The organism is Campylobacter showae, assembly GCF_963515975.1.
In the GTDB taxonomy this organism is placed as follows: domain Bacteria; phylum Campylobacterota; class Campylobacteria; order Campylobacterales; family Campylobacteraceae; genus Campylobacter_A; species Campylobacter_A showae_F.
The window spans coordinates 1-20,655 of the sequence record NZ_CAUPZM010000028.1; the positions used below are offsets into that span (position 1 = coordinate 1).

18 protein-coding genes are annotated in these 20,655 nt (G+C 49.0%); 4 read left to right on the forward strand and 14 right to left on the reverse strand.

Features of this window, described 5'->3' with window-relative positions; genetic code table 11:
* Positions 1 to 108: 108 nt before the first annotated feature.
* Positions 109 to 1,038 (reverse strand): outer membrane protein assembly factor BamB family protein, encoded by a 930-nt coding sequence (locus RWM02_RS09140; protein WP_314071468.1) that lies wholly within the window; start codon positions 1,036 to 1,038, stop codon positions 109 to 111.
* A 99-nt stretch (positions 1,039 to 1,137) separates the two neighbouring features.
* On the opposite strand from RWM02_RS09140, the gene RWM02_RS09145 reads away from it, so the two are divergent.
* Both RWM02_RS09145 and gdhA read left to right on the forward strand, forming a co-directional pair.
* A complete protein-coding gene (locus RWM02_RS09145) occupies positions 1,138 to 1,710 on the forward strand; it encodes an SMI1/KNR4 family protein (protein ID WP_314071470.1) in 573 nt (190 codons plus the stop codon).
* A gap of 130 nt (positions 1,711 to 1,840) precedes the next feature.
* Positions 1,841 to 3,199 (forward strand): NADP-specific glutamate dehydrogenase, encoded by a 1,359-nt coding sequence (gene gdhA / locus RWM02_RS09150; RefSeq protein ID WP_314071473.1) that lies wholly within the window; start codon positions 1,841 to 1,843, stop codon positions 3,197 to 3,199.
* A 450-nt stretch (positions 3,200 to 3,649) separates the two neighbouring features.
* Here gdhA and RWM02_RS09155 read toward each other — a convergent pair whose 3' ends face one another.
* The 5 genes from RWM02_RS09155 to RWM02_RS09175 all read right to left on the reverse strand — a co-directional run bounded on the left by RWM02_RS09155 (position 3,650) and on the right by RWM02_RS09175 (position 10,772).
* Positions 3,650 to 4,423, reverse strand: coding sequence for an ABC transporter ATP-binding protein (locus tag RWM02_RS09155; protein WP_314071475.1), 774 nt, complete (start codon positions 4,421 to 4,423; stop codon positions 3,650 to 3,652).
* Positions 4,423 to 5,430 carry a FecCD family ABC transporter permease gene (locus tag RWM02_RS09160; RefSeq protein WP_314071477.1) on the reverse strand — a complete coding sequence of 336 codons (1,008 nt, stop codon included), beginning with the start codon at positions 5,428 to 5,430 and terminating at the stop codon, positions 4,423 to 4,425. Before RWM02_RS09160 ends, RWM02_RS09155 begins: the two co-directional genes overlap by 1 nt.
* Positions 5,431 to 5,787: 357 nt before the next feature.
* Complete coding sequence (locus RWM02_RS09165; protein ID WP_314071480.1) at positions 5,788 to 7,281, reverse strand: subtype B tannase; 1,494 nt, start codon at positions 7,279 to 7,281, stop codon at positions 5,788 to 5,790.
* 53 nt (positions 7,282 to 7,334) lie between these two features.
* Complete coding sequence (locus tag RWM02_RS09170) at positions 7,335 to 8,354, reverse strand: ABC transporter substrate-binding protein (protein WP_314071483.1); 1,020 nt, start codon at positions 8,352 to 8,354, stop codon at positions 7,335 to 7,337.
* A 159-nt stretch (positions 8,355 to 8,513) separates the two neighbouring features.
* On the reverse strand, positions 8,514 to 10,772 hold the full coding sequence (locus RWM02_RS09175) for a molybdopterin oxidoreductase family protein (protein WP_314071486.1): 2,259 nt from the start codon (positions 10,770 to 10,772) through the stop codon (positions 8,514 to 8,516).
* Between the two features lie 404 nt (positions 10,773 to 11,176).
* On the opposite strand from RWM02_RS09175, the gene RWM02_RS09180 reads away from it, so the two are divergent.
* The gene (locus RWM02_RS09180) at positions 11,177 to 11,329 is read left to right on the forward strand and encodes a hypothetical protein (protein WP_314071489.1); all 153 of its coding nucleotides are present in this window, start codon (positions 11,177 to 11,179) and stop codon (positions 11,327 to 11,329) included.
* A 53-nt stretch (positions 11,330 to 11,382) separates the two neighbouring features.
* On the opposite strand, the gene RWM02_RS09185 is transcribed toward RWM02_RS09180, so the two are convergent.
* From RWM02_RS09185 to RWM02_RS09210, 6 genes are all read right to left on the reverse strand, one after another.
* Positions 11,383 to 11,799 carry an acyl-CoA thioesterase gene (locus tag RWM02_RS09185; protein ID WP_314071492.1) on the reverse strand — a complete coding sequence of 139 codons (417 nt, stop codon included), beginning with the start codon at positions 11,797 to 11,799 and terminating at the stop codon, positions 11,383 to 11,385.
* A gap of 220 nt (positions 11,800 to 12,019) precedes the next feature.
* Positions 12,020 to 13,849: an invasion protein CiaB gene (gene ciaB / locus RWM02_RS09190; protein ID WP_314071495.1), complete on the reverse strand. Its 1,830-nt coding sequence runs from the start codon at positions 13,847 to 13,849 to the stop codon at positions 12,020 to 12,022.
* Between the two features lie 216 nt (positions 13,850 to 14,065).
* Complete coding sequence (locus RWM02_RS09195) at positions 14,066 to 14,239, reverse strand: YgaP family membrane protein (protein ID WP_314071498.1); 174 nt, start codon at positions 14,237 to 14,239, stop codon at positions 14,066 to 14,068.
* Positions 14,233 to 14,445, reverse strand: a complete 213-nt coding sequence (locus RWM02_RS09200; RefSeq protein WP_002949192.1) for a YgaP family membrane protein — start codon at positions 14,443 to 14,445, stop codon at positions 14,233 to 14,235. Before RWM02_RS09200 ends, RWM02_RS09195 begins: the two co-directional genes overlap by 7 nt.
* Positions 14,446 to 14,455: 10 nt before the next feature.
* Positions 14,456 to 15,802, reverse strand: coding sequence for an NAD(P)/FAD-dependent oxidoreductase (locus RWM02_RS09205; protein ID WP_314071500.1), 1,347 nt, complete (start codon positions 15,800 to 15,802; stop codon positions 14,456 to 14,458).
* A gap of 65 nt (positions 15,803 to 15,867) precedes the next feature.
* The gene (locus RWM02_RS09210; protein ID WP_314071503.1) at positions 15,868 to 16,503 is read right to left on the reverse strand and encodes a Crp/Fnr family transcriptional regulator; all 636 of its coding nucleotides are present in this window, start codon (positions 16,501 to 16,503) and stop codon (positions 15,868 to 15,870) included.
* A 167-nt stretch (positions 16,504 to 16,670) separates the two neighbouring features.
* Here RWM02_RS09210 and RWM02_RS09215 point away from each other — a divergent pair, with 167 nt between their 5' ends.
* Positions 16,671 to 17,627, forward strand: a complete 957-nt coding sequence (locus RWM02_RS09215) for an SLAC1 anion channel family protein (RefSeq protein ID WP_314071506.1) — start codon at positions 16,671 to 16,673, stop codon at positions 17,625 to 17,627.
* A 96-nt stretch (positions 17,628 to 17,723) separates the two neighbouring features.
* Here RWM02_RS09215 and RWM02_RS09220 read toward each other — a convergent pair whose 3' ends face one another.
* Both RWM02_RS09220 and RWM02_RS09225 read right to left on the reverse strand, forming a co-directional pair.
* The gene (locus RWM02_RS09220; RefSeq protein WP_314071509.1) at positions 17,724 to 18,323 is read right to left on the reverse strand and encodes a DUF5339 family protein; all 600 of its coding nucleotides are present in this window, start codon (positions 18,321 to 18,323) and stop codon (positions 17,724 to 17,726) included.
* Between the two features lie 449 nt (positions 18,324 to 18,772).
* The coding region (locus RWM02_RS09225) for a molybdopterin-dependent oxidoreductase (RefSeq protein WP_314071510.1) at positions 18,773 to 20,655 on the reverse strand (1,883 nt) is incomplete at its 5' end.

The following is a 20,655-nucleotide window of genomic DNA, read 5'->3' on the forward strand; positions in this document are numbered from 1 at the left end:
AAGAGCCAAATGACGACCTAGAAGAGGTCATCGTAGAGGCGATAAAAAGATATAAAAAGAAGAGATAAATTTATCTTATTGCGGCTTTGGCGATAAATTTCGCCAAGGCTAAATTTCCGCACAAACTGCGTAAATTTTAGCTCCGTCATTTGCCACAGCATAGAGCCTGCCACCGCTTACTAGCATGAGCTGATCTGCGCCAAGTCTAAATTTCTCAAACTCTATCTCTTTTAATAGCAAGCCATCTTTAGCGCTTATCAAAACTGGCTTATTTTTGCGGTTTGCGAGCAAAATTTGACCTTTGATCCAAACAAAATGCTCCGTGCCACTGGTTTTAAACTTAAACACCACTTCGCCACTTTTTGCATCCACGGCGTATAGATCTCCGCCCTTGCCAGCGGTGCCAAAGTAAAGCACCCCATCATTCAGGCAAACTGGCGTGTAGAGATATGCGCCAAGCTTTAGCCGCCAGATGGTCTTGCCTATCCTTGCGCCCTGCTCTTTACGTGGCACACTCGCGTTTAAATTTTCATCTTTCGCCGCACTTTTGAACTCTGTGCCGCCCAAAATTTCTTTACACTCCATCATAAATGGCGAGCTCATTCGCACGCAAAAACCATCAAATTCATACGTTTTAGCGTCGTTATATATCTCTTTTACAGGCTCATTAGCAACGCCGAGCTCGCTCATCAGCCCGTCACTTATCTTTATAAGTTTTGCTGGGGAATTTATGTAGCCCTTGTAGTATCTAGTATTTAGCACGAAGTAGCCATTTTCTGGGTAGCAACGCGCATTGCTAGCTATAAAAATTTCGCTTTGTTTATAGGTAAGCGTTGATCTTTTATGCTCGCTAAAGTCGCGTGAAAATGTATCTAGTAGCACGTAGTTTGGCGTTAGTTTTTGAGCTATCTCTAGCTCGCTAGGCACCCCAAAAGCAAAATGCACAAATGCAATGCGCTCGTCCATCTCGTAAATGCCAGTTACGCCGTGTCCGCGAAACTCCACGCCAGGCATATCAAGAGGATATGATCTAACCACGCTAGCTCCTTAAATTTATGGCGATTATAACCCAAATTTCAAAGCGCACTTGGCTAAATTTGATAAAATTTGCCAAATTTAGCAAATTTAAGGACTGGTATGTTTTTAAAATTAGACGAGATCGCTAGAAAACTAGATCAAATTTTCTTGCCGCTAGAGCAAGAGGGCATAACTGGTATGAGACTTTTACCGCAAAAGGACGCCACATCGATCATGCAAGCGCAAAAGAGCCTTGGTGTAAATTTCCCAGCCAAATTTACAGAGCTTTTAAGCAAATTTGACCTTGGTAACTTTGAAATTTGCAATGTCAGCTTTGGCTGTAGAGGCGACTACGCAAGCGAGCTAGTGCGCCTAAACAGCGTAGATGAGTTTGGAGGCAAATGGTGGCAGGGTGAAGCTCGCCCAGCAAATTTGATAGTTTTTGCCGTGGGTGATCCTTGGATATTTTTGCTTGATTGCACAAGTGGTGCGGTCTATGCGTGGCTACTTGAAGATGAGGAGCTTTGCAGCAGACGCGTTGCGAGTGACTTTGAAAAATTTTTCATAGCGCTTGCTAGCACCTATATAGCAAGGCTAAATGACGAAGCCCCGCCATCAGCCCAGAATATCCTAAATTTTGTCCAAGCAGACGACGTGGCACTTGATTTTTGGCAAGAGATGGCGCAAATTTAGTAAATTTTATAAATTTAGTTTCGATATGTAACACTCATTGCCCAAAATAAAAATATTAAAATATCTTTAAATAAAAATTTTTTCTAGCCGAGCTAATATTTAACTACAAAAAAAGGAAAAAGGAGCAAAAATGAGCGAGTACATCGAACAAACGATGGAGTGGATAAAGAAGACCAACCCAGGTCAAGGCGTCTTTGTCCAAGCTGCGACTGAGGTTTTAAACAGCCTAGAGCCGCTTATCAAAAGAGAGAGCAAGTACCAAAAACACGCGATCCTAGAGCGCATCGTCATCCCTGAGCGCACGGTGATCTTTCGCGTGACATACACAGGCGACGATGGCAGACCAAAGGTAAATAACGGCTACCGCGTGCAGTTTAACTCAGCTGTTGGCCCATACAAAGGCGGTCTAAGGCTCCACCCAAGCGTCGATCTTGGCGTGCTAAAATTTCTTGGATTTGAGCAAATTTTCAAAAACTCGCTCACTGGCGTAAATATCGGCGGCGCAAAAGGCGGCAGCACCTTTGATCCAAAGGGCAAGAGCGAGGGCGAGATAATGCGCTTTTGCCAAGCGTTTATGAGCGAGCTATACCGCCACATCGGCAACACCGTAGACGTGCCCGCAGGCGACATCGGCGTGGGCGCGCGCGAGATCGGCTATATGTTTGGGCAGTATAAAAAACTCACGGGCAGATTTGACGGCATACTAACGGGCAAAGGCCTAAACTGGGGCGGCAGCCTAGCGCGCACGGAGGCGACCGGATACGGACTGGTCTATTTTACGCAAAACATGCTGCAAAAAGCTGGCCTTGGGCTAGAGGGCAAAAAGTGCAGCATAAGCGGTAGCGGAAACGTCGCCATATACACAGTAGAAAAGCTCTATCAAGTAGGCGCGCTACCTATCACGGTTTCTGATTCAAACGGATACGTTTACGACGCTGAGGGCATCGATCTAGCGGTGCTTAAAGAGCTAAAAGAAGTAAAACGCGCGCGCCTTAGCGAATACGTCAAATTTAGACCGAACGCAAAATACGTAAGCGTAAGCGAGTATAAAGAGGGCAGAAACGGTGTGTGGGACGTGCCGTGCGACGGGGCGTTTCCGTGCGCGACGCAAAACGAGCTTCACCTAGCCGATATCAAGACGCTTTATGCTAACGGCTGTCGCTTCGTGGCTGAGGGCGCAAATATGCCAAGCACGCTTGATGCGATAAATTTCATGCTCGCGCAAAAGGATTTTTACTTCGCTCCGGCAAAGGCGGCAAACGCGGGCGGCGTGGGCACAAGCGGCCTTGAGATGATGCAAAACGCCGGCATGACCGCGTGGAGCTTTGAAAAGGTAGATCATAGACTGCACGGCATAATGAATCACATCTTTGAGCTTAGCTACGAGACTAGCAAAGAGTTTGGCGACGAGGGAAATCTGGTGCTTGGCTCAAATATCGCGGGCTTTAGAAAAGTGGCCGATGCGATGATAGATCAGGGATACGTGTAAATTTTGCCCTCAAAGGCTCGTTTTGTTGCGTTTTTGCAAACGAGCCTTTTTAGAGGATTTTGCTTCGCTTTAGCAAGACCGCTTTAACGAAGCAATTTTAATCATTTCCGGCGCGCAACGCGGGAAAAATAAAAGCTACCCAAATTTGCGAGCTTTAAATTTAACGGCGAATTTACAGGCGGCGCAAACATAGGGCCGTCAAATTTGTAGAGCCGCGCCGACTAAAACGCACCAAGGCTCGGTTAAATTTTATAAGCCTCAAATTTGAGCTAAATTTGAGAGCAAATTTCATCAAACGACTAGGCGAGCGGGAGTAGTCAAATTTGCAACGCGGTTACGCACGCCTCATACTCAAGACATACAAATTTATCCGCCCTGTTGCATATCCCTGCCCGCGTTCTTTTTGATTTTGCGTAGCGCAAATTTACCCAGCTTCTCGCGCGTCGCAGCTCACAGCGGATACGTGAGGCAGCACTTCCTGGCTACTTGTTCCACGTACTCTACGCTCAAATTTAGCCCGTAAAGCTTGCTTAGATGCTCGCTTTCTATGATCTCGTCCACGCTGCCAAAAGCCACCTCGCCGCCGCCCTTAACTAACGCCACGTAGCCACCCAAAAGTACGGCAAAATCGGGATTGTGCGTCGTTAGCACGATAGTGTAGCCTTGCTCTTTTAGCTGCTTAACGGTGCGTAGGAATTTATACTGGTTGCCAAAATCCAGCGCCGAGGTCGGCTCGTCAAACACGATGATCTGCGGCTTTGCAGCCATCGCGCGCGCGATCGAGCACATCTGCTTTTGTCCGCCGCTCATCTGAGTGATAAATTTATCCTCAAGGTGCGTGATCTCAAGCTTTGCGGTAAACTCCCGCGCTATGGCCGTATCCTCCTCGCTAGGCCGCGCAAAGATACCCAGATGCGCCGCTCGCCCCATCGTGATAAACTCAAGGCCCGTGTAGTCGTACTCGCAGATCTCGCTTTGAGCGACGTAGGCCATGATTTTGGCGCGCTCTTTGTTGCTAAGCTGGGCGCTATTTTTGCCGCCTAGCCAAACTTCGCCCGAGCGGGGGGCCTGCGTGCCGCTGATTAGGCTTAGCATGGTCGATTTGCCCGCGCCGTTTCGCCCTAGTATCGTTAGTATCTCGCCCTTGCCGACGCGTAAATTTACGTTTTCTAGCCTACCAGCGCCGTTTGGATAGGCGAAATTTAGATTTTTAACCTCAAGCATCACGCAACCTTTTTATTTCGCCAGAGTACCCAGACGAAAAATATCGTGCCGATAAAGCCCGTAAGTACGCCCAGAGGCACCTCGCTCACGCTGATCGTGCGCGCTAGGGTGTCTACAAATAGTAAAAATATCGCGCCCATAAATATACTAGCAGGCAGGCTACGGGCGTTGTTCGCACCCACTAGCATGCGCGCAAGGTGGGGCATCAGCAGCCCCACCCACGCCACGATACCGCTCACGCACACGCTGCATGCCGTTAGTAGCGTCGCGCAGACGATGATGACGCCGCGTTCTAGCGTTACGTTTACGCCCAGCCTTGCCGCGCTCTCGTCGCCTAGCGAGAGTAGGTTTATCCTCCAGCTCATCGCTACGAGCAGCACCGCGCAGGCTATCATCACGGGCGCTATAAATTTGAGATTGCCAGCGTCGATCTTAGCGAGGCTGCCTAGCTGCCAGTAAACGATGTCGGGCAGCTTGGTCTCGGGGTCGGCGACGTATTTTAAAAAGCCGATAACAGAAGCCATCAGACCGCTAACGACGATACCTGAAAGCACCAGCATCAGCGTGCTAGAGCGCCCCATCAGACGCGGTATGGATAGCGTCATACCTACGGCCGCTAGCCCGCAGACGAATGCTAACGCCTGCACCCAAAAAAGAGATAAATCAAACATGATAGCAACCGCGGCTCCCACGCAAGCGCCCGCCGAAACGCCCAGCAGATCGGGGCTAACTAGCTGGTTACGAAAGACGCCCTGATACGCCGCTCCGCTGATGCTAAGCGCGGCTCCGACGAGGATAGCTGCTATGATGCGCGGTATGCGGATATTTTCGACGACGTTTTGGATATTTGCCGCGGTCTCCGTCGGCACTCCAAAAAAGCCGCCGATCACGCTAAGCACATCGCCGGGAGCCACGTAAAACCTGCCCACGCCGAGCGCAACCACGCCGCAAACCACGGTCAGCACGGCTAGCAAAATCAGCGTAAATTTAAAGCTAATATTTTTCATCTTTCTCCTAAAATAAAATCTGCGTCCGCGACAGCCTCGCACGAAAATCGCTCGCAAAAGGGCTAAATTTGCCTTGTCGCTAACTTGGCGAGCGAAGTTTTTGTTTCTTATTTGCGATCGCCACGCAAAAACGGCGAGCCAAAAGGCGGTTTTTTGCGACCTAGATAACCCTTGCGCTAAGCGCCGAATTTAAGCCGCTTGGGTCAAATTTACCCGCCGTTTTGCGTTTAAGGCTTGGCACTAACGATAAATTTGAGCTAGGCGCCCCTTGCCGCGTTATCAAATTTAAATCTAACGTTTCCGCAAATTTTCGCTACGCCAAATTTGAAAGCAAATTTTCGCCGCGTCAAATTTAAGCTATTTTACGACGCGGTCTATCCACCTAAAAAGCTCGTCCAGATCATAGTCGCCGCCGTGACCTTGCCCCCAAGGCACCGCAAAATCAACCATTTTGCCCGCATTTTGTAGCCCCAGCACCAAGATAAGCGGTGTCGCTAGAGCCGTGTCGGAGTCGGCCGCGCCGTGCCTGATACGGTAAAATTTGGCCGCGCTTTTATTGCCTAGATAGCTCATCGCGTTTACCATTTTTATGATTTTAGCATCCGCGCTCTCGCCCGTGCCGCGTTTTGCGCCAAATTCGGTAAAGTGCTTCGCCGCCGCGTCCGCATCGCCGAAAAAGTCGTTTTCGGGATTTTGTAGCTCTAGTCCGTCAAATGCGGGTGTAGCTTTAGCGCGCGGCATAGATAGAACAAAGTCTTCAAATTTAAAATCATATCCAAGCGTGCAGCCCTGCGTTTCAAGCGTGAAAAACTCGGGCTTTAGCAGGCTTTTCTCCCGACTTTTCGCAGCCGCGAAAGAGTCTGAGAGCGTCTTTTTGACGTACTCTTTAAAGCTTCCCTCGCCGCTAGGCTCAAGCGTGAGCGCGCGCCCTTTGGCGTCTTTTAAATTTAGCGAATTTACGTAGGCGGGGAAGGCCGATTTTAGCGCGACGGAGAGCTCTTTTTGCTCTGCGGTTAGCTTGCCTGAGACGGTTTTTGGCTTACCGCTTCGGTCGTTAAATCCCGCCGCATCAAACGCGCTAAAGTTCATTTTCTCGTATTTCGTCTGCGCGCTAAACATCCACTCGTAGGCTGCGTCGGCGTTTTCTAGGTTCGTAATCGGGCAATAGACTGAAGCGGCGTAGATCTCGTCGCTAGCCTTTGCGGCGCCGAGTGCGGCCAGATACGGCTCAAACTCGCTTGCGTTTGCCGAGACGCCGAGCAGCGCCGACATCGCTCCGCCCGCGCTCGTGCCGTTTGATACGATTTTGTTCGCGTCGCCGGCCATCGCTGCGTCGTTAAATTTGAGATACCGCACGGCGGCCTTTAGATCGACGATGGCGGCGGGCGCTTTGCCGCTAAATTTGCCGTTTGCGTCCTTTGAGCTCCTGCCTCTAGCTCCTGGCGCAGCGACCGCGTAACCGCGCTCAAGCGCCGCTAGCACCGCGTTTGGCTTGCCGTTTTTATCAAGGGCGGGCGTAAAAGGCTTGCCCGGCATATATCCGCCGATGGAGTTTGGCAAAAAGATCGGAGCGCTTGCCGCGTCAAATTTGCCCGTCGCATTTTTACTGTTTTTGTCTTTGCCGCCCTCGAAATACTGCGCTGGGACGTAAAAATTTAACCTCTGATACTCGCTATCCACGGGATTTGCTACGTAAACTATCCCCTCGTAGGCTCTAAATTTGATCTCTTTTTCGCCAGATTTTATAGAGCGAGTTTCAAATTTATCGGGGTCAAATTTCAGATCCGCCGCCTGCGCGCTAAGTGCCGCGCAAAGGCACGCCGCGCCAAATGCAAGCATCCTTTTTTTCATCTTTGCTTCCTTTTGATTTTGCCGGTAAACCCGGCAAAATCGCTCAAATTTGACTATTTGCTGCCGTCCGGATTTAGTCCTTTTAGGATGTAGTCAAATTCTACGTCGCTAAGCTCGTAGTTCATAAATTTCTTATAAAACGCCTTAGTTTGGGCTTTTACGTCGACGTCTTTAAAGAGCTCCGGCTGAACGATAGTGGCCGCCCATAAAATTTGTAGAGCCGACTCTGCGCCGTATCTATCCCAGCTAAATACGCCTTTTGGGTTGCCGTAGACTTTTTTGTCTTTGACTGCTTTTAGCCCTGCAAATACGGGATCGGCGTAAATTTTCTCAACCGCTTTTTGATTGTCCGCGCCGCCCACGATGATGATATCAGGATCCGCGGCCACGATCTCTTCGGCCGTGATTTCTATCATACTGCCCTCTTTTTGCACCGCGTTTTTACCGCCTGCGTATCTCACCCACGTGTCGATGATAGTTTTAGTGCCGTCGATTTTTAGCAAGTTTGCGCCGCCTACGATGTGTAGTACTTTAGGGCGCGCAGCGTCGTCTAGCTTGCTAGTTCGCTCGCTAACTAGCGCGATGTTGGCGTCTAGATTTTCGTTTAGATCTTTTGCCTTGCTAGCCGCGTCGCCGCCGATGATCTGGGCCGTTAGCAGCACGCTTTTTTTCATATCGTCGTAGTCGCGAAATATCAAATTCGCCGCGCTAAAACCGTTTTTAGTAAGGTTTTCTTGGAAATTTTTATTTGACACGACGACTACGTCCGGCGCTAGTTTAACGAGCTCCTCGATCTGGATATCGTTGCCGTTTAGCGCGGCCGGCACCTCAGCGATGCGAGGGTAAATTTTAGCAAACCACTTGTTTTTCTTGATCTGATCGGTCGTAGTTACGATCTTATCCGCGCCGCCTAACACCAAAATCACTTGGTTGTTTGCGTGCCAAAGTGCGGCTATCTTTTGCGTTTGGGCAGGGATTTTGACCTCGTTGCCCGTCATATCGGTGATGGTTTTGACCTCGGCTCCTAGCGCGACGATAGCGCTTAAAAGCAGCGTCGTGAGAAATTTTTTCATCTTTTGCTCCTTGTGAGATATAAATTTATAATATTACAAAAATGCATATTAAAATAAGATATATTTTTAAATAATTTAAAAAGAAGCGAAATTTGAGGCTAAATTTGAAAGCTAAATTTAAAAAGCCCCGCCCGCGGTTTTGCGAACGAGGCTAAAAAATCACTCGTGGTGATAGTCGTCGTAGATGACCTTGTTGGTTTGGAATTTGATGCGTTTTAGCTCGCGAATACGCAAAAACTCCTCCTCCTCGATCCTTTGGATCTGGATGGCGGCCTTAAAGGTCGGGGTCTTACTGATGAAGTCCCAGCCGTTGCTCGTTAGCTCGTTGCAGCAGCTCTCCCAGTAGTGGTAGGTCATCTGGATGACGCCGTCTGGGACGATGTCCGTGACATCTGCTTTGATGACGATGTAGCCGTATCTACTCCATGCTTTGATGAAGTCTCCTTGCTTGATGCCGTAGCGCTCGGCTAGCGCAGGGTTCATCTCCGCGATCGGTCCGATGCTGTCGCCGCCCTCTTCGATAGCTTTTGAGCGTCTAGTCATGACACCGCCGGCGTACTGATAGACTTTACGCGTAGTTAGTAGCTGTATCGGATACTCCGGATCGGTCGGCTCATCCACGCTGCCGGCCATCACTTCGTATTCAGGCGGCAAATTTACGCGTTTAGCAAACTCGGCTTTCGCCGGCTCGATATCTGCGACGCTCTTTACGTGCAAGCAAGGGATAAATTTACCTTTGCCGTCTGGCGTAAAGAATTTTTTATCCAGATATAGGCTCTGTCCGCCCATGTCGTTTTCGTCCGGACACGGCCAGTGCAAGCCGTGGTGCTTTTTGATGCGGTAGTAGCTCATGCCGCCGTATCTTCTAGGGTCGCACTTGCGTACTTCTTCCCAAATTTCTTCAGGCGAGTTAAAGTTAAATCCCTCGGTCGCTCCGAGCCTTCGCGCGATCTCGCAGATGATCCACCAGTCTTGTCTGGCGTCTCCCGGAGGCGTGATGACGTGCTCGTTGTGCTGTACGCGGCGCTCAGCATTGGCGTAGAGACCTTCTTTTTCGCTACTTGCCACGCCCGGCAAAACTACGTCCGCTTTACGCGACGTTTCGGTTAAAAAGATATCTTGAACCACGTACATATCTACTTTAGAGATCGCTTTTAGGAAGTGGTTGGTGTTTGGATCGGTCATAACCGGGTTTTCGCCCATCGTCCAGAAAAAATGCACTCTGCCGTCAAGGATAGCGTTTGGCACTTCTGTTTTATGGATGCCGATTTTACCGTTTAGGAAGCCAGGCTCTAGATGCCAAACCTGCTCAAACCACTCGCGCTGTTTTGGATCGGTTACCGAGCCTAAATTTGGAAAAATATTCGGCAACACGCCCATATCGCAGCAGCCTTGGACGTTTTCTTGACCGCGTATCGGTAGGTCGCCGCTTCCTAGCTCGCAGATATTTCCGGTTAAAAGGAATAAATTCGATATATCGCAAACTGCGCCCACGCCGTGGTTAAAGTGCGTAACGCCCATACCGTGCGTGATGACGGCCGGACGGATAGTCGCGTACATGCGGGCCGCTTTTCTCACGTCCTGCGGGTTTAGGTTGGTGTAGCTAGCGATGGCTTCAGGCGAATAGTCCTTGACCGCTTCGCGTACGTATTCTACGCCCTTAGTGCATTCGTTTACGAAGTCCCAGTTGACCAAATTTTCCTCGAAAATAACGTAAATAAGCGAGTTTATAACCGCGATATTGTGCTCTGGCGCTAGCTGCAAATGCACGTCCGCTCGGCTGGCAAATTCCGTTTTTATCGGGTCTACCACGATGAGCTTAGCGCCGCGGTTTAGCGCGCGCTGTATGTGCATAGCCGCGATCGGGTGGCCGTTTTCGGGATTTGAGCCGATCATCAAGATACAATTACTATAAGGTCCGATCTCCGTGAAGCTGTTTGTCGCCGCTCCGTTACCGATTGTTTTGGCAAGACCTGCCACAGTCGGAGCGTGTCAAATTCTAGCGCAGTGGTCGACGTTGTTCGTGCCGATTACGGCGCGCATTACCTTTTGCGCGACGTAGTTGTCCTCTAGCGTACAGCGAGCCGAGTAGTTGCCTACTAGCGCGTCCGGACCGTATTTTTCCTTTACTTCTTTCATCTTTGAGACGACTAGATCGAGCGCTTCATCCCAGCTAGCCTCTTCAAAATCTCCGTCCTTGCTAAATACGCCGTCTTTTTTGCGAATTAGCGGTTTTGTTAGTCTGTCGGGCGCCCCCACGTAGTCCCAGCCGTAAAAGCCCTTTAAGCACAGATTGCCCTGATTTACGGGGTTATCCTGCACTCCTAGCGCGCTTCTTATCACGTTGTTTTCTACGTGAAGCTCGACCTGACAGCCCGTGCCGCAGTACGGGCATATGACTTTACCGGTCTTTGCCATTTTTTCTCCTTTTCCGATGTGCAAAATTTGCACATTTATTAAATATGAAATATTCGCATATTTGTCCTTAAAAGATAATAAATTCTCTTAATATCATAAACCAGTTTCTAAATTTAAGATTTAATTTATATTTTATGTAGGTATATGTAGCTAAAATCACCATTACATCGTAATTTAAAGCGTATCATTTTAGTTACTTATAAAGGCGTATTGAGAGATTTTATTAAGATTGGAATTAGTTATTGTATTAATGTAACTTAAAATTCTACTTCAACGCTTAATCAAATTTGATCCGATTGTGAGGCGTAAAGCGAACAAAAGGCGGTTAAATTTGAAAGTTTAAATTTGAGTCGTTTCTGATAGTGCGAGCGTTTTGGGATTTTTAAATTTTATGGCGAGTCATTTTGGAGCGCGATAAATTTAGCGTGGGTTTTGGCGAGCCAAATTTGACCGCCGACTCGGCAAAACAAAATTTGATTTCGCTAGCAAGCCGCGTAAATTTAGTCAAATTTGACTCGTTTGCCAGCCGTCAAACCGCAAAACCGAGTCAAATTTGACGCGTTAAAGAGCCTGGCGAGCCAGCTTGCTCCAAGCCCTTAAGCCGAACAGATCAAAATCCGTGCGCTTTTTTTAACTCCGGATCGATCGGTTTTTTCGCGCCGTCTTTGGTCACGCTCACGTAGGTCGCGATCGCGGATGTCACGTGTATGCACTCGCGAAAGCCCGCCGCATTTAGCCGCAGCGCCGTGACTTCGATCTTGGTTTTGATCGAGGTGTTGCCCACTTCCGTTATCTTGGCGTAGCAGCTCACGACATCGCCGACGAAAACGGGCTGTTTAAATATAATCTCTTGCATCGAGATCGTCACGACACGCTCGGGAGCCACTTCGCGCGCGGCCTGAGCGCCCGCAAGGTCGATCTGGCTTAGTATCCAGCCGCCAAAAATGTTTCCCGCAGAGTTGGTATCTTTTGGCAAGGCGACCTGCTTCATGCGCGGCTCGCCCATGCCTTCTAATGTTTTTTCCATTTTTATCCTTTCTATTTTTATTTAATTTTGCAAATTTAGCGACAATCCGCCGCGTTTGGCTTATCTTGCGTCAAGCGGGGTTTAAATTTGACTCGAAAAACCCGCAACTTTATAGCGCAAATTTAGCGTCAAAAAGGTGCGGGTCTCGGCCGCTCAAAAAGGGAAATTTATAGCCCAATCAGCAGCGAGCAAAGGCTAAATTTGACGCCGTAAACGCGCCCTATTTCTCTCCCGCTTGCCACTTCTCCCATTCGCCGCTCTCGTCAAGCTCGTTTCCGATAGCCTTGTAGCGGGCGTAGTAATGCTCTACAAAGGCCCTTGCCTGCGCGTGTTTTGGCAGGTAGCTTTTGCCCTCTTTGTCGCAAAATCTCGCCAAAAACTCGCCCGCAGGTGCGCGCCTTGCGTAGTGAAGCGCCAAATTTTTGTAGTTTGCAAGGCAGATTTCTTTAAATTTAGCGTAGTGCTCGCAGTCAAATTTGACGAGCAAAGCGCCGCCTTCAAAACTAAGCGCGCCCGAGTCAAACAGCAAGCTAAGATGGATGAGCCCCTCGCAGTAGTACGCGCGCACTTCATCGACCTCGCGCCACGCGATAAGTCCGACCGCGCGGGCGATCAGCTCGTGAAATACGCTCATCTCATAGCTCGCGTCGCCGCCGATAAAGAAATTTACTAGCCCGCCTGTGGTCGCCTTGTATTCCTCGATAAATTTAAACTCGCCGCCCGCGTTCATCGCCTTTTCCGTATCGGTGCCGACGAAAAGTATGTGCCCAAACTCGTGGCCGATCGTGGAGATTTCGTAGGTTTTCTTCCAAATTTGCGGCTTTTTAAACAAAATTTCGCGCCCGTAGTCCAAAAACTCGCGCGAAAAAATCTCCCCGCTAAGCCTCATAAACGGTCTTGCCTTGGCGCTCTCGTAAACGTGCTCGACGAAGGCGAATATCTTTTTGCCGCGCTCCTTGCTCACGGTCTCGTCGTTTGGCACGACCTGCGCGGAGAAAAGCCCGTTTAGCTCGGCGCCGTAGTAGATCATCGGCACGCTGATATATGTCTGCGTGCGCGCGACGTTTTGCGTCACTTGGCGCGCGAGCAGGGCGTCCTCTATCCCGCACTCGCGGCAAATTTGCTCGTAGGCGCGGATGACGCTAGCTTTAAATTTCTCCTCGTCAAAGTCGCTAGCACCCGCTAGCCTCACGTCCCACTCGAGCGCGACGGCGTGCGTGTAGGCATCCTCGTAGTACTCTAGCGGATGGCCGGGCTGCAGCGGGCCTTTTACCTCCATCCACGCGCGCTCGGCGTCCTGCCACGCAGGGATTACGCGGTCGTTTTCTTGTTCGCAAAACGCCGCCTTTAGCTTTTCAAAATACCTCACATAAGCTCTTTGCTCGTCGCTTGCGGCTAGCGTTTTTAGGTTTTTGATTAGCTCATCCAGCGCATCCGCCACGCGCTTAACTTCTTTTTCAAAGGCCGCGGCATACGGCGCGAAGGCGTATTTTTCGCCGTTTTTGAGGACTGCGCCGTAGCTTCGCTCGCCCTTTTGCCCGCCGTCTTTTTGGTAAAGGCCGTTTTCGTCGATAAATTTGATCGCTTCGGCCATACTTGCAAATTTAGCTTCGAATTCTTTATTCGTCGTTTGCAGGATTTGCCTGTCCCACGCGCTTTGCCACGCGTTCATCGCTACTCCCGCGCCGTGCATGCCGCCAAGTAGCGCCGAGTAAAACTCGTCTAAAATTTTTTCCTCTTTTACCCGCGCCAAAAGCTTTTCAAAGCGCACCTCGTAAAACTCGCGCACGAGCTCAAAAGCTTCGTCTTTTATGCTCTGTATCGCGGCCTCCTCGCGTCCCTGCTTTTTTAGCTCGTTTTCTAGCGGCTCAACCTTTAGATCGACTATGCGGCGTAAAACCGCGACTTTTTCGCTCTTTTCACCCTTAAACCCTGCGATTTTTAGCATATTTTGCACGATCTGGCTTGGGTTATCTAGCTGCCTGTACATCGCGTTTAGCTCGTCTTTGCCGGCCGATACTAGCTCGTTTAATCTTTTAAAATCGTTCACGTTTATCCTTTTTAAAATTTGGCGTATTTTAGCTTAAATTTGATGCATATCGCGTTAAAAATGAGTAAGCGGGAGTTAAATTTGACGGTGCGGACGGCTAAATTCGCACCGTAAAGAGCGCGGTTTATAAAAGCTGAATTTGAATTTACATAAAAACAAAGCGCGGACTCAAATTTGAGATTAAATTTAAGCCCGCACGAGTAAAATCGGCTAAATTTAACGCTTTAGCGAACAGCGGTTTAAAAAGTAGCAAGCAGGGCAAAATCCCGTGACGCCCACGATAAACGGCACGAGCCCGACCAGCCCCCACCAGCTGCTAAACACCGCTCCGGCGATCATTATCGCTAGTCCGATCAGTGCTCTTATTATCCTAGTTTTCCTGCTTAGCATTGCGTTTTCCTTTCTTTGTTTTTACATTTTTTACACGTATTTATACCAAAAAATTTATAAAGAGGACAATAACCGTAAACAGCCGTCAGTAGCGGCACGAGTCCGACCAGCCACAGCCAGCACTCGCAGACGAACCCAAATGCGTATATCCAAACAGCAGCGATTACTAGGCGGATAGTTTTATCTAAAATCCCGACGTTTTGCATTTTCTCTCCTTTACGCTAGACCTCTTATCATGCCTTGCATGACCATCGGCTTCATCATATATAGCTTCATCGCCCAGTTTAGGTAGCTCTCGCGAGTCGCGCCCATGCACGCTATCGTAGGCTCGGGCTTGCCCGTCCAGTTAAACTCTACCATCACCGCCTTGCCGAATTTCGTTAGTAGCGGGCAGGCGGTGTAGCCGCCGTATCTAGCACTCGGTTCGCGTCCTTTTATGACGTCGGCTAAATTTTGCGCTAACACGGGGTACATCTTGCGTATACTAGCTCCGGTTTTGCCGGCGGGAAATCCGCAAACGTCGCCGATAGCAAATATATTTTTAAATTTCGAGTGTTGCAGCGTTTCGCGCGTGAGGCTAATCCAGTTGCCTGCCGCATCACCCTTTTCTACGCTTAGCCCTGCATCGGCGTATATTTTAGAAGCCTTCATGCGAGGCACTAGGTGTAGGTAGTCAAATTTTACTTCGACTAGCTCTTTAGCGAGTTTATTTTCGCCGTTTTCACGGTACGGCATAGCGTGCTCAAATACCGCTATATTAGCACTTTTATCCACCTCAACCAGCTGATGCGAGGTAAAATACTTCACGTCTCGCTCTTCCAGCATCCCTTCTATCATTTTAGCATAAATCGGAGCGGAAAATATCGTCCGCGCACCCGAGTATATCGAGATATCAAGCTTGTCTCTGTTACCCAAATTTCGCGCCATATCTTCGGTTAGCAGCGTTACTTTTTTATTTGCGCCCGAACACTTCATCGGTGTTTTGTTGTCGCTAAAGACTATCTTGCCGCCTTCTTTGCCGACTTTTTTCATTATGCCGGACATAGCAACGGCGCCTGGGATCGTGTAAATAGAAGTCACGTTGTCGCTACCGATATCGTCGGCGCTAAGCCCTTTCACGCTCTCAAACTCATACTCCGCTCCGCTAGCTATCACGAGGTAGTCGTAGTTTAAATTTGACCCGTCCTCTAGCTTGACGGAATTTGCCCCAGGATCGATGGAAGCAGCGTTTTGCTTTATCCATTTTACGCCGTCTGGGATCAAATTTGATTTTTCGTAGGTTATGTCTTCGGGCAGATAGTGACCGGCTGCGATAAGCGTAAAGCCGGGCTGATAGTAAAAGTACTCGTCCTTATCAAGGACCGTTAGTTCGGCGTTTGGCATATCTCTTCGTAGTTTCGCCGCTAGACTGATGCCGCCTAGACCGCCGCCGATTATCAGGATATTTGCGCGGATGTCCGCATTTTCTCCCGCATTTAGCTTGCTAGCTCCTGCGACTCCCGCCGCCGCTAGCCCCGCCGCGCCTAAAATTTTCAAGACACCTCTTCTGTCGATGCTTTGCATAAAAGCTCCTTTTAGAAGTTATTGTCAAATCATAGCGCATTTTAAAATTTAAATATGTAACAAAGTCACCTTAACGTCACGACTCCGCGTTTTAGCTCGACGAGCCCCTTTTTCTGCATCTCTTTTAGCGCTCTTGATACCGCCTCTCTCGCGCTAGCGATGTCGTTTGCGATCTGTTCGTGCGTGATCTTTAGCCCGTTTTTCGCGCCGTTTTGCTCGAGGAAATTTATTATTCTCCGAGCTAGAGGTAAAAACAGCGTCTGATCCATAGCGGTTATCGCCGAGCTAAATCGCGTCGCCATGAGCTCTAGCGCGTGATTTGCCACCTGCGGATAGTTTTCGCGTAGCCTCTTAAAGATCTCTCTCGGGATCAAAATCATCCGCACGTCATCTTCGATTTGTAAATTTATCTCCGCTTGTAGTACTCCTAGCGAACAAAAGCCGCACAGCATGCAGCTATCGCCGTCTTGCAGGTTAAAAACGGTGATCTCTTTAAAATTACTCGTGCTAACCAGCCCGCGCGCACGCCCGCTTATGATGATCGCGTAACCAAGGCAGCCGTCTTTTGGGTATATCCTCTCGCCTTTTTTAAAGCTTTTTAGCGTCGCGCTTTTTAACACCGCCTCTTCATCTTGCGCATCAAGCGTAAATTTAGACGTAAACCGCTGCTTTAGCATATCATTTAGCTCATCCCTCGACATACGCGCTCCTTGGTTAAATTCGGTTTTGTTTAATTATATTTTCTTTTACGTAAAAACGCGGTGATAAAATTTAGCTACAAAATATTTTAAGCATTGATTTATTTCGTGACTAACTCACCGAAATTGCGCTAAAATTCGGCTAAAATTTAGAAAAAACGAGGAAAAATATGAAAACGCAGGACGAAAAATCAAGCTGGCTGCAGCACTTTCCGATCATGTTTTACACCGTAGTTATGGGGCTTGGCGGGCTAGCTCTCGCATACGAACGGCTAAATTTGATCTTTGATATTTCAGGCGCGATTTTTGAGATTTTACGCGGCGCGGCGAGCCTAGCATACGCGCTCATCTGCGCTTGTTACGCGGCAAAGCTGATCAGATATCCGCAAGCTTGCAAGGCGGAGTTTTTCCATCCGGTGCGGGTAAATTTTTTCGCCGCTTTTTCGATCGGCACGCTCTTAGTCGCCTCGCTCTGGCGGGACTTTGCGCCCGTTTACGACGCGCTTTTTTGCGCAGGCACGGCATTTCAGACCTTTATCACGCTGCACGTCGTCTCCTTTTGGATCAAAAATAACGTCCAGATCGTGCACTCAAACCCCGCGTGGTTTATCCCGATCGTGGGTAATCTCTTCGTCCCGCTTGCCGCGCCCGCCGCGAGCGAGCTTGCGTGGTATTATTTTGCGATCGGGATATTTTTTTGGCCCGTGCTTTTTGCGGTTTTGTTTTACCGCATCATATTTCACGATCAGATGCCGCAGAAATTTATCCCGACGCTTTTTATCGTGATCGCGCCGCCCGCGATGGCGTTTTTGGACTACGTCAAGCTCACCGGCGGATTCGACGCGACGGCAAAGATCATGCTCTACGTCACGCTATTTTTCGCGCTTCTCATCCTTTTTATGTTTAAAAGCTTTTTGCGGCTTAAATTTTTCCTCTCGTGGTGGGCGTTTACCTTTCCGACGGCTGCGGCTAGCATAGCATTTTTGCGAGCGTTTGAGTTTAACGGGATCAAATTTTTCTTATTTGCGGGAGCGGCAGGTTTTGCTATCTTATGCGTTTTTATAGGTATCGTGGGCTTTTGCACGGTAAAAGCGATGCGGCGCAGCGAAATTTGCGTGCCTGAGTGACGGTTTTGTAAATTTGAGTAAATTTAAAAATCCGCGCTCAAATTTGATATTTAAACGCGGATTTTGGGAGCATAAATAAGCTGAAGCCGCTTAAATTTACTTTATCGATCCCATCATTTTTAGCATATTTTCAAGCTCTTTTACCTCGGCTATGCCTTGGTTGCACGTAGATTCTTGTTCCTCTTTGTTCATCTTTTTTATGCTCGCGTAGTCGGCCTCAAACTCTTTTTTCGTCGCGGCGACGTCAAAGTCCTTTTTACCCTGAGCCTGGGCTTGTTTTGCCATCGAATCGATGAAATCGTAAGAAACCTTTTTGTACTCCTCGCAAGCAGCAGGCATCTCAGCAGCCGCAAGCTGTCCGGCAAAAGCGCAAAGCGCGACGAAAAGCAGTGATTTTTTCATGTTTATCCTTTTTAAAAAATGCGGCGTATGATAGCGAAATTTGGATAAATTAGCCTTGACGCGCGATAAATTTTCGCTAAAAGATATCTCCTGCGCGTTAAATTTAACCCCGAGCGAGGCAAGCTTGTCTTGCAACGGCAGCGGCAGCTCCTCGCCCGTTTTGCGGCTAGCTAGCCTATGCCCCTCCTGAAAACTCTCAAATTCGCCCTCCTTAGGGTAGAAAAAAGGCAGTAAAACGCACTCTGAAACGATACGTTTGCGGATAAAATTTCGGATCAAACTTGGGATTTGCACGGCGCGGCCTTTGGGTTAAATTTGAGCCAATTTTAGCAGAGTTTTTACTCCGCGCAAAATTTACGTTTGAATTTGACGGATACGAAAGAAAATGGGCTTAAATAAGAGATAAATTTTACGCTCCCGCTCAAACGGATGCGGCGCCTGACTTCGTCAGCACGAAAATTTCGTCTCGCCTTCGTATCGCCTGAAATTTTCGGCGCATATGTTTTCGCTAGAAGCGTAAAATTTTAGCAAAAGGCAATGTTTGTTGAAATCGGCTGATTGCAAATTTGAACGCAAAAAGACAAGCCGAGACGGCGCGCCGCCCAAAAAACGTAAGCGAAAGTATCGCGAGATGATTTTGAGAGTTGTGCAGAAATTTTAAGTCAAGGCTAGACAAATAGTTTGCCGCAGACTTAAAATTTCAAATCTCTCTCAAAAGCACTCGCGAGACGACGCGCTAAATTTTATAGCGACTGCAAAATTTTAGGTTTGCTAAACGCCTGTATCGGCCTAATCTCTCCTTTAAATTTCTCGACCTGCGCTAGCGCGGTGTGAGCCGAGTTGCTTTGCGCTAGGCTTGAAGTGCCTTTGTCGCGTGTTAGGACGTTTACGCAGCCGTGCTGGCATAGGCTCTTTTCGCCCCAATTTTCCGGGTCGTACCACGCGCCCTCGCAGATAGCTATGACGCTTTGCGGCACGACGTCGGTTACTAAAACGCCCGTTAAAATTTCGCCTCTATCGTTAAATACGCGCGCTATATCGCCCGTAGCTAGACCGCGTTCTTTGGCGTCTTTCGGGTTGATTAGCATCGGTTCGCGTCCGCTGACTTCGGCGAAATTTCTGATAATAGAGTTGTTTAACTGGCTGTGCAGGCGGTAGCGAGAGTGCGGGCTGACGATATGCAGCGGATGCTTCTTGCTCGCGTTGCCTAGCCATTCAAAAGGCTCGATCCACGCAGGGTGCGCAGGGCAGTCGGCGTAGTTCATCTTCGCTATCGTCGGCGAGTATAGCTCGATTTTACCCGACGGAGTTCCTAGACGGTTTTTAGCGGGGTTTTCGCGGAAGGCGGCTAGGCGAGTGTAGAGCGCGTTGCTCTCGTCGTCTTTTTCAAATCTCACGAATCCTTTTTCGTAAAATTCCTCAAAGCTAGGCATGCTTAAATTTAGCCCCTTGGCCTGCTCGGCCGCGTCGGCGTAAAATTCCTTCATCCAGCCGAGCTCGTCCTTGCCCTCGCTAAACGCCTCGCCGTAGCCCCAGCGTTTGCAAATTTGCTCGCAGATCCAAAAGTCGCTCTTGCTCTCGCCCATCGGCGCGATGACGGGTTTATAGGCTACGATATATTCGCCGCTGTCGCCGGTTTGGTTTATATCGTTACGCTCCACTTCGATAGCTACGGGTAGTACGATGTCGCTAAATTTCGCCGTGCTGGTCCAATAAGGCTCGGCGGTGATGACGGTTTCGAATTTTCTCCACTGCTTGACGGCGTTGTTTACGTCTTGATGGCGCGTAAACATCGAGCCTGAGGCCATATACGCCACTCTCATGCGAGGTAGTTTAATCTTGGTGCCGTCGTAGTCGATCTCTTTGCCGGGATACTCTAAGGCCTCGATGCTACGAGAGGACGGAATGGTGACGTTTTTAGCGTCTTTCCAAGGGGCCTTGCCTAAATTTTCGTATTTTTCGCTAATGCGCGTGCTGATGCCTTTTAGCGTCGGTGAAATTTTATTCGTCATACCGCCCGAGTCGTATCCTAGGCTAAACTCAAAGCCAAGGCCTTCTTTACCGATATAGCCTAGCATCGCGTTAAGAGCTATAAGCGCCCAGAAAGGCTGCTCGCCGTGGTCGGCTCTTTGAAGCGCGCGGCCTATAAGCACGGTCGTAGGCTCTTTTGCCAAAGCCTCGGCGAAGCTTTTTATCTTATCCGCCGCTACGCCGCAAATTTTGCTCGCCCACTCCGCGTCTTTTACGACTTTGTCGGTCTCGCCCATAAAGTAGTCTTTAAATTTATTAAATCCGACGGTGTATTTTTTGATAAATTCCTCGTCGTAGAGCTTGTTCGTAAACAGATGGTGGCACATGCCGATAATTAACGCCGCGTCGGTATTAGGGCGTACGATGATATTCTCGGAGCCGAAGTAGCGCGCCGTATCGTTTACCATCGCGTTTACGCTATATGTTTTAATGCCCGATTTTTTAAGCTCTTTTATACCTACGTAGCCCTCGTGAGTAGGAGGCACGGATGAAATTTGATTTGTTACGATAGGATCGGTCGCCCAAAATACGACGTTTTTAGCGTTTTTAACTATCGCCGCCCACTTAGTCGGCGTATCGTAAACCGCGCTTGAGC

Coding starts and splice junctions, on each gene's coding strand:
- RWM02_RS09145 (WP_314071470.1), top strand. CDS start 1,138: ATGTTTTTAAAATTAGACGAGATCGCTAGAAAACTAGATCAAATTTTC.
- gdhA (WP_314071473.1), top strand. CDS start 1,841: ATGAGCGAGTACATCGAACAAACGATGGAGTGGATAAAGAAGACCAAC.
- RWM02_RS09155 (WP_314071475.1), bottom strand. CDS start 4,423: ATGCTTGAGGTTAAAAATCTAAATTTCGCCTATCCAAACGGCGCTGGT.
- RWM02_RS09160 (WP_314071477.1), bottom strand. CDS start 5,430: ATGAAAAATATTAGCTTTAAATTTACGCTGATTTTGCTAGCCGTGCTG.
- RWM02_RS09165 (WP_314071480.1), bottom strand. CDS start 7,281: ATGAAAAAAAGGATGCTTGCATTTGGCGCGGCGTGCCTTTGCGCGGCA.
- RWM02_RS09170 (WP_314071483.1), bottom strand. CDS start 8,354: ATGAAAAAATTTCTCACGACGCTGCTTTTAAGCGCTATCGTCGCGCTA.
- RWM02_RS09185 (WP_314071492.1), bottom strand. CDS start 11,799: ATGGAAAAAACATTAGAAGGCATGGGCGAGCCGCGCATGAAGCAGGTC.
- RWM02_RS09195 (WP_314071498.1), bottom strand. CDS start 14,239: ATGCTAAGCAGGAAAACTAGGATAATAAGAGCACTGATCGGACTAGCG.
- RWM02_RS09200 (WP_002949192.1), bottom strand. CDS start 14,445: ATGCAAAACGTCGGGATTTTAGATAAAACTATCCGCCTAGTAATCGCT.
- RWM02_RS09205 (WP_314071500.1), bottom strand. CDS start 15,802: ATGCAAAGCATCGACAGAAGAGGTGTCTTGAAAATTTTAGGCGCGGCG.
- RWM02_RS09210 (WP_314071503.1), bottom strand. CDS start 16,503: ATGTCGAGGGATGAGCTAAATGATATGCTAAAGCAGCGGTTTACGTCT.
- RWM02_RS09215 (WP_314071506.1), top strand. CDS start 16,671: ATGAAAACGCAGGACGAAAAATCAAGCTGGCTGCAGCACTTTCCGATC.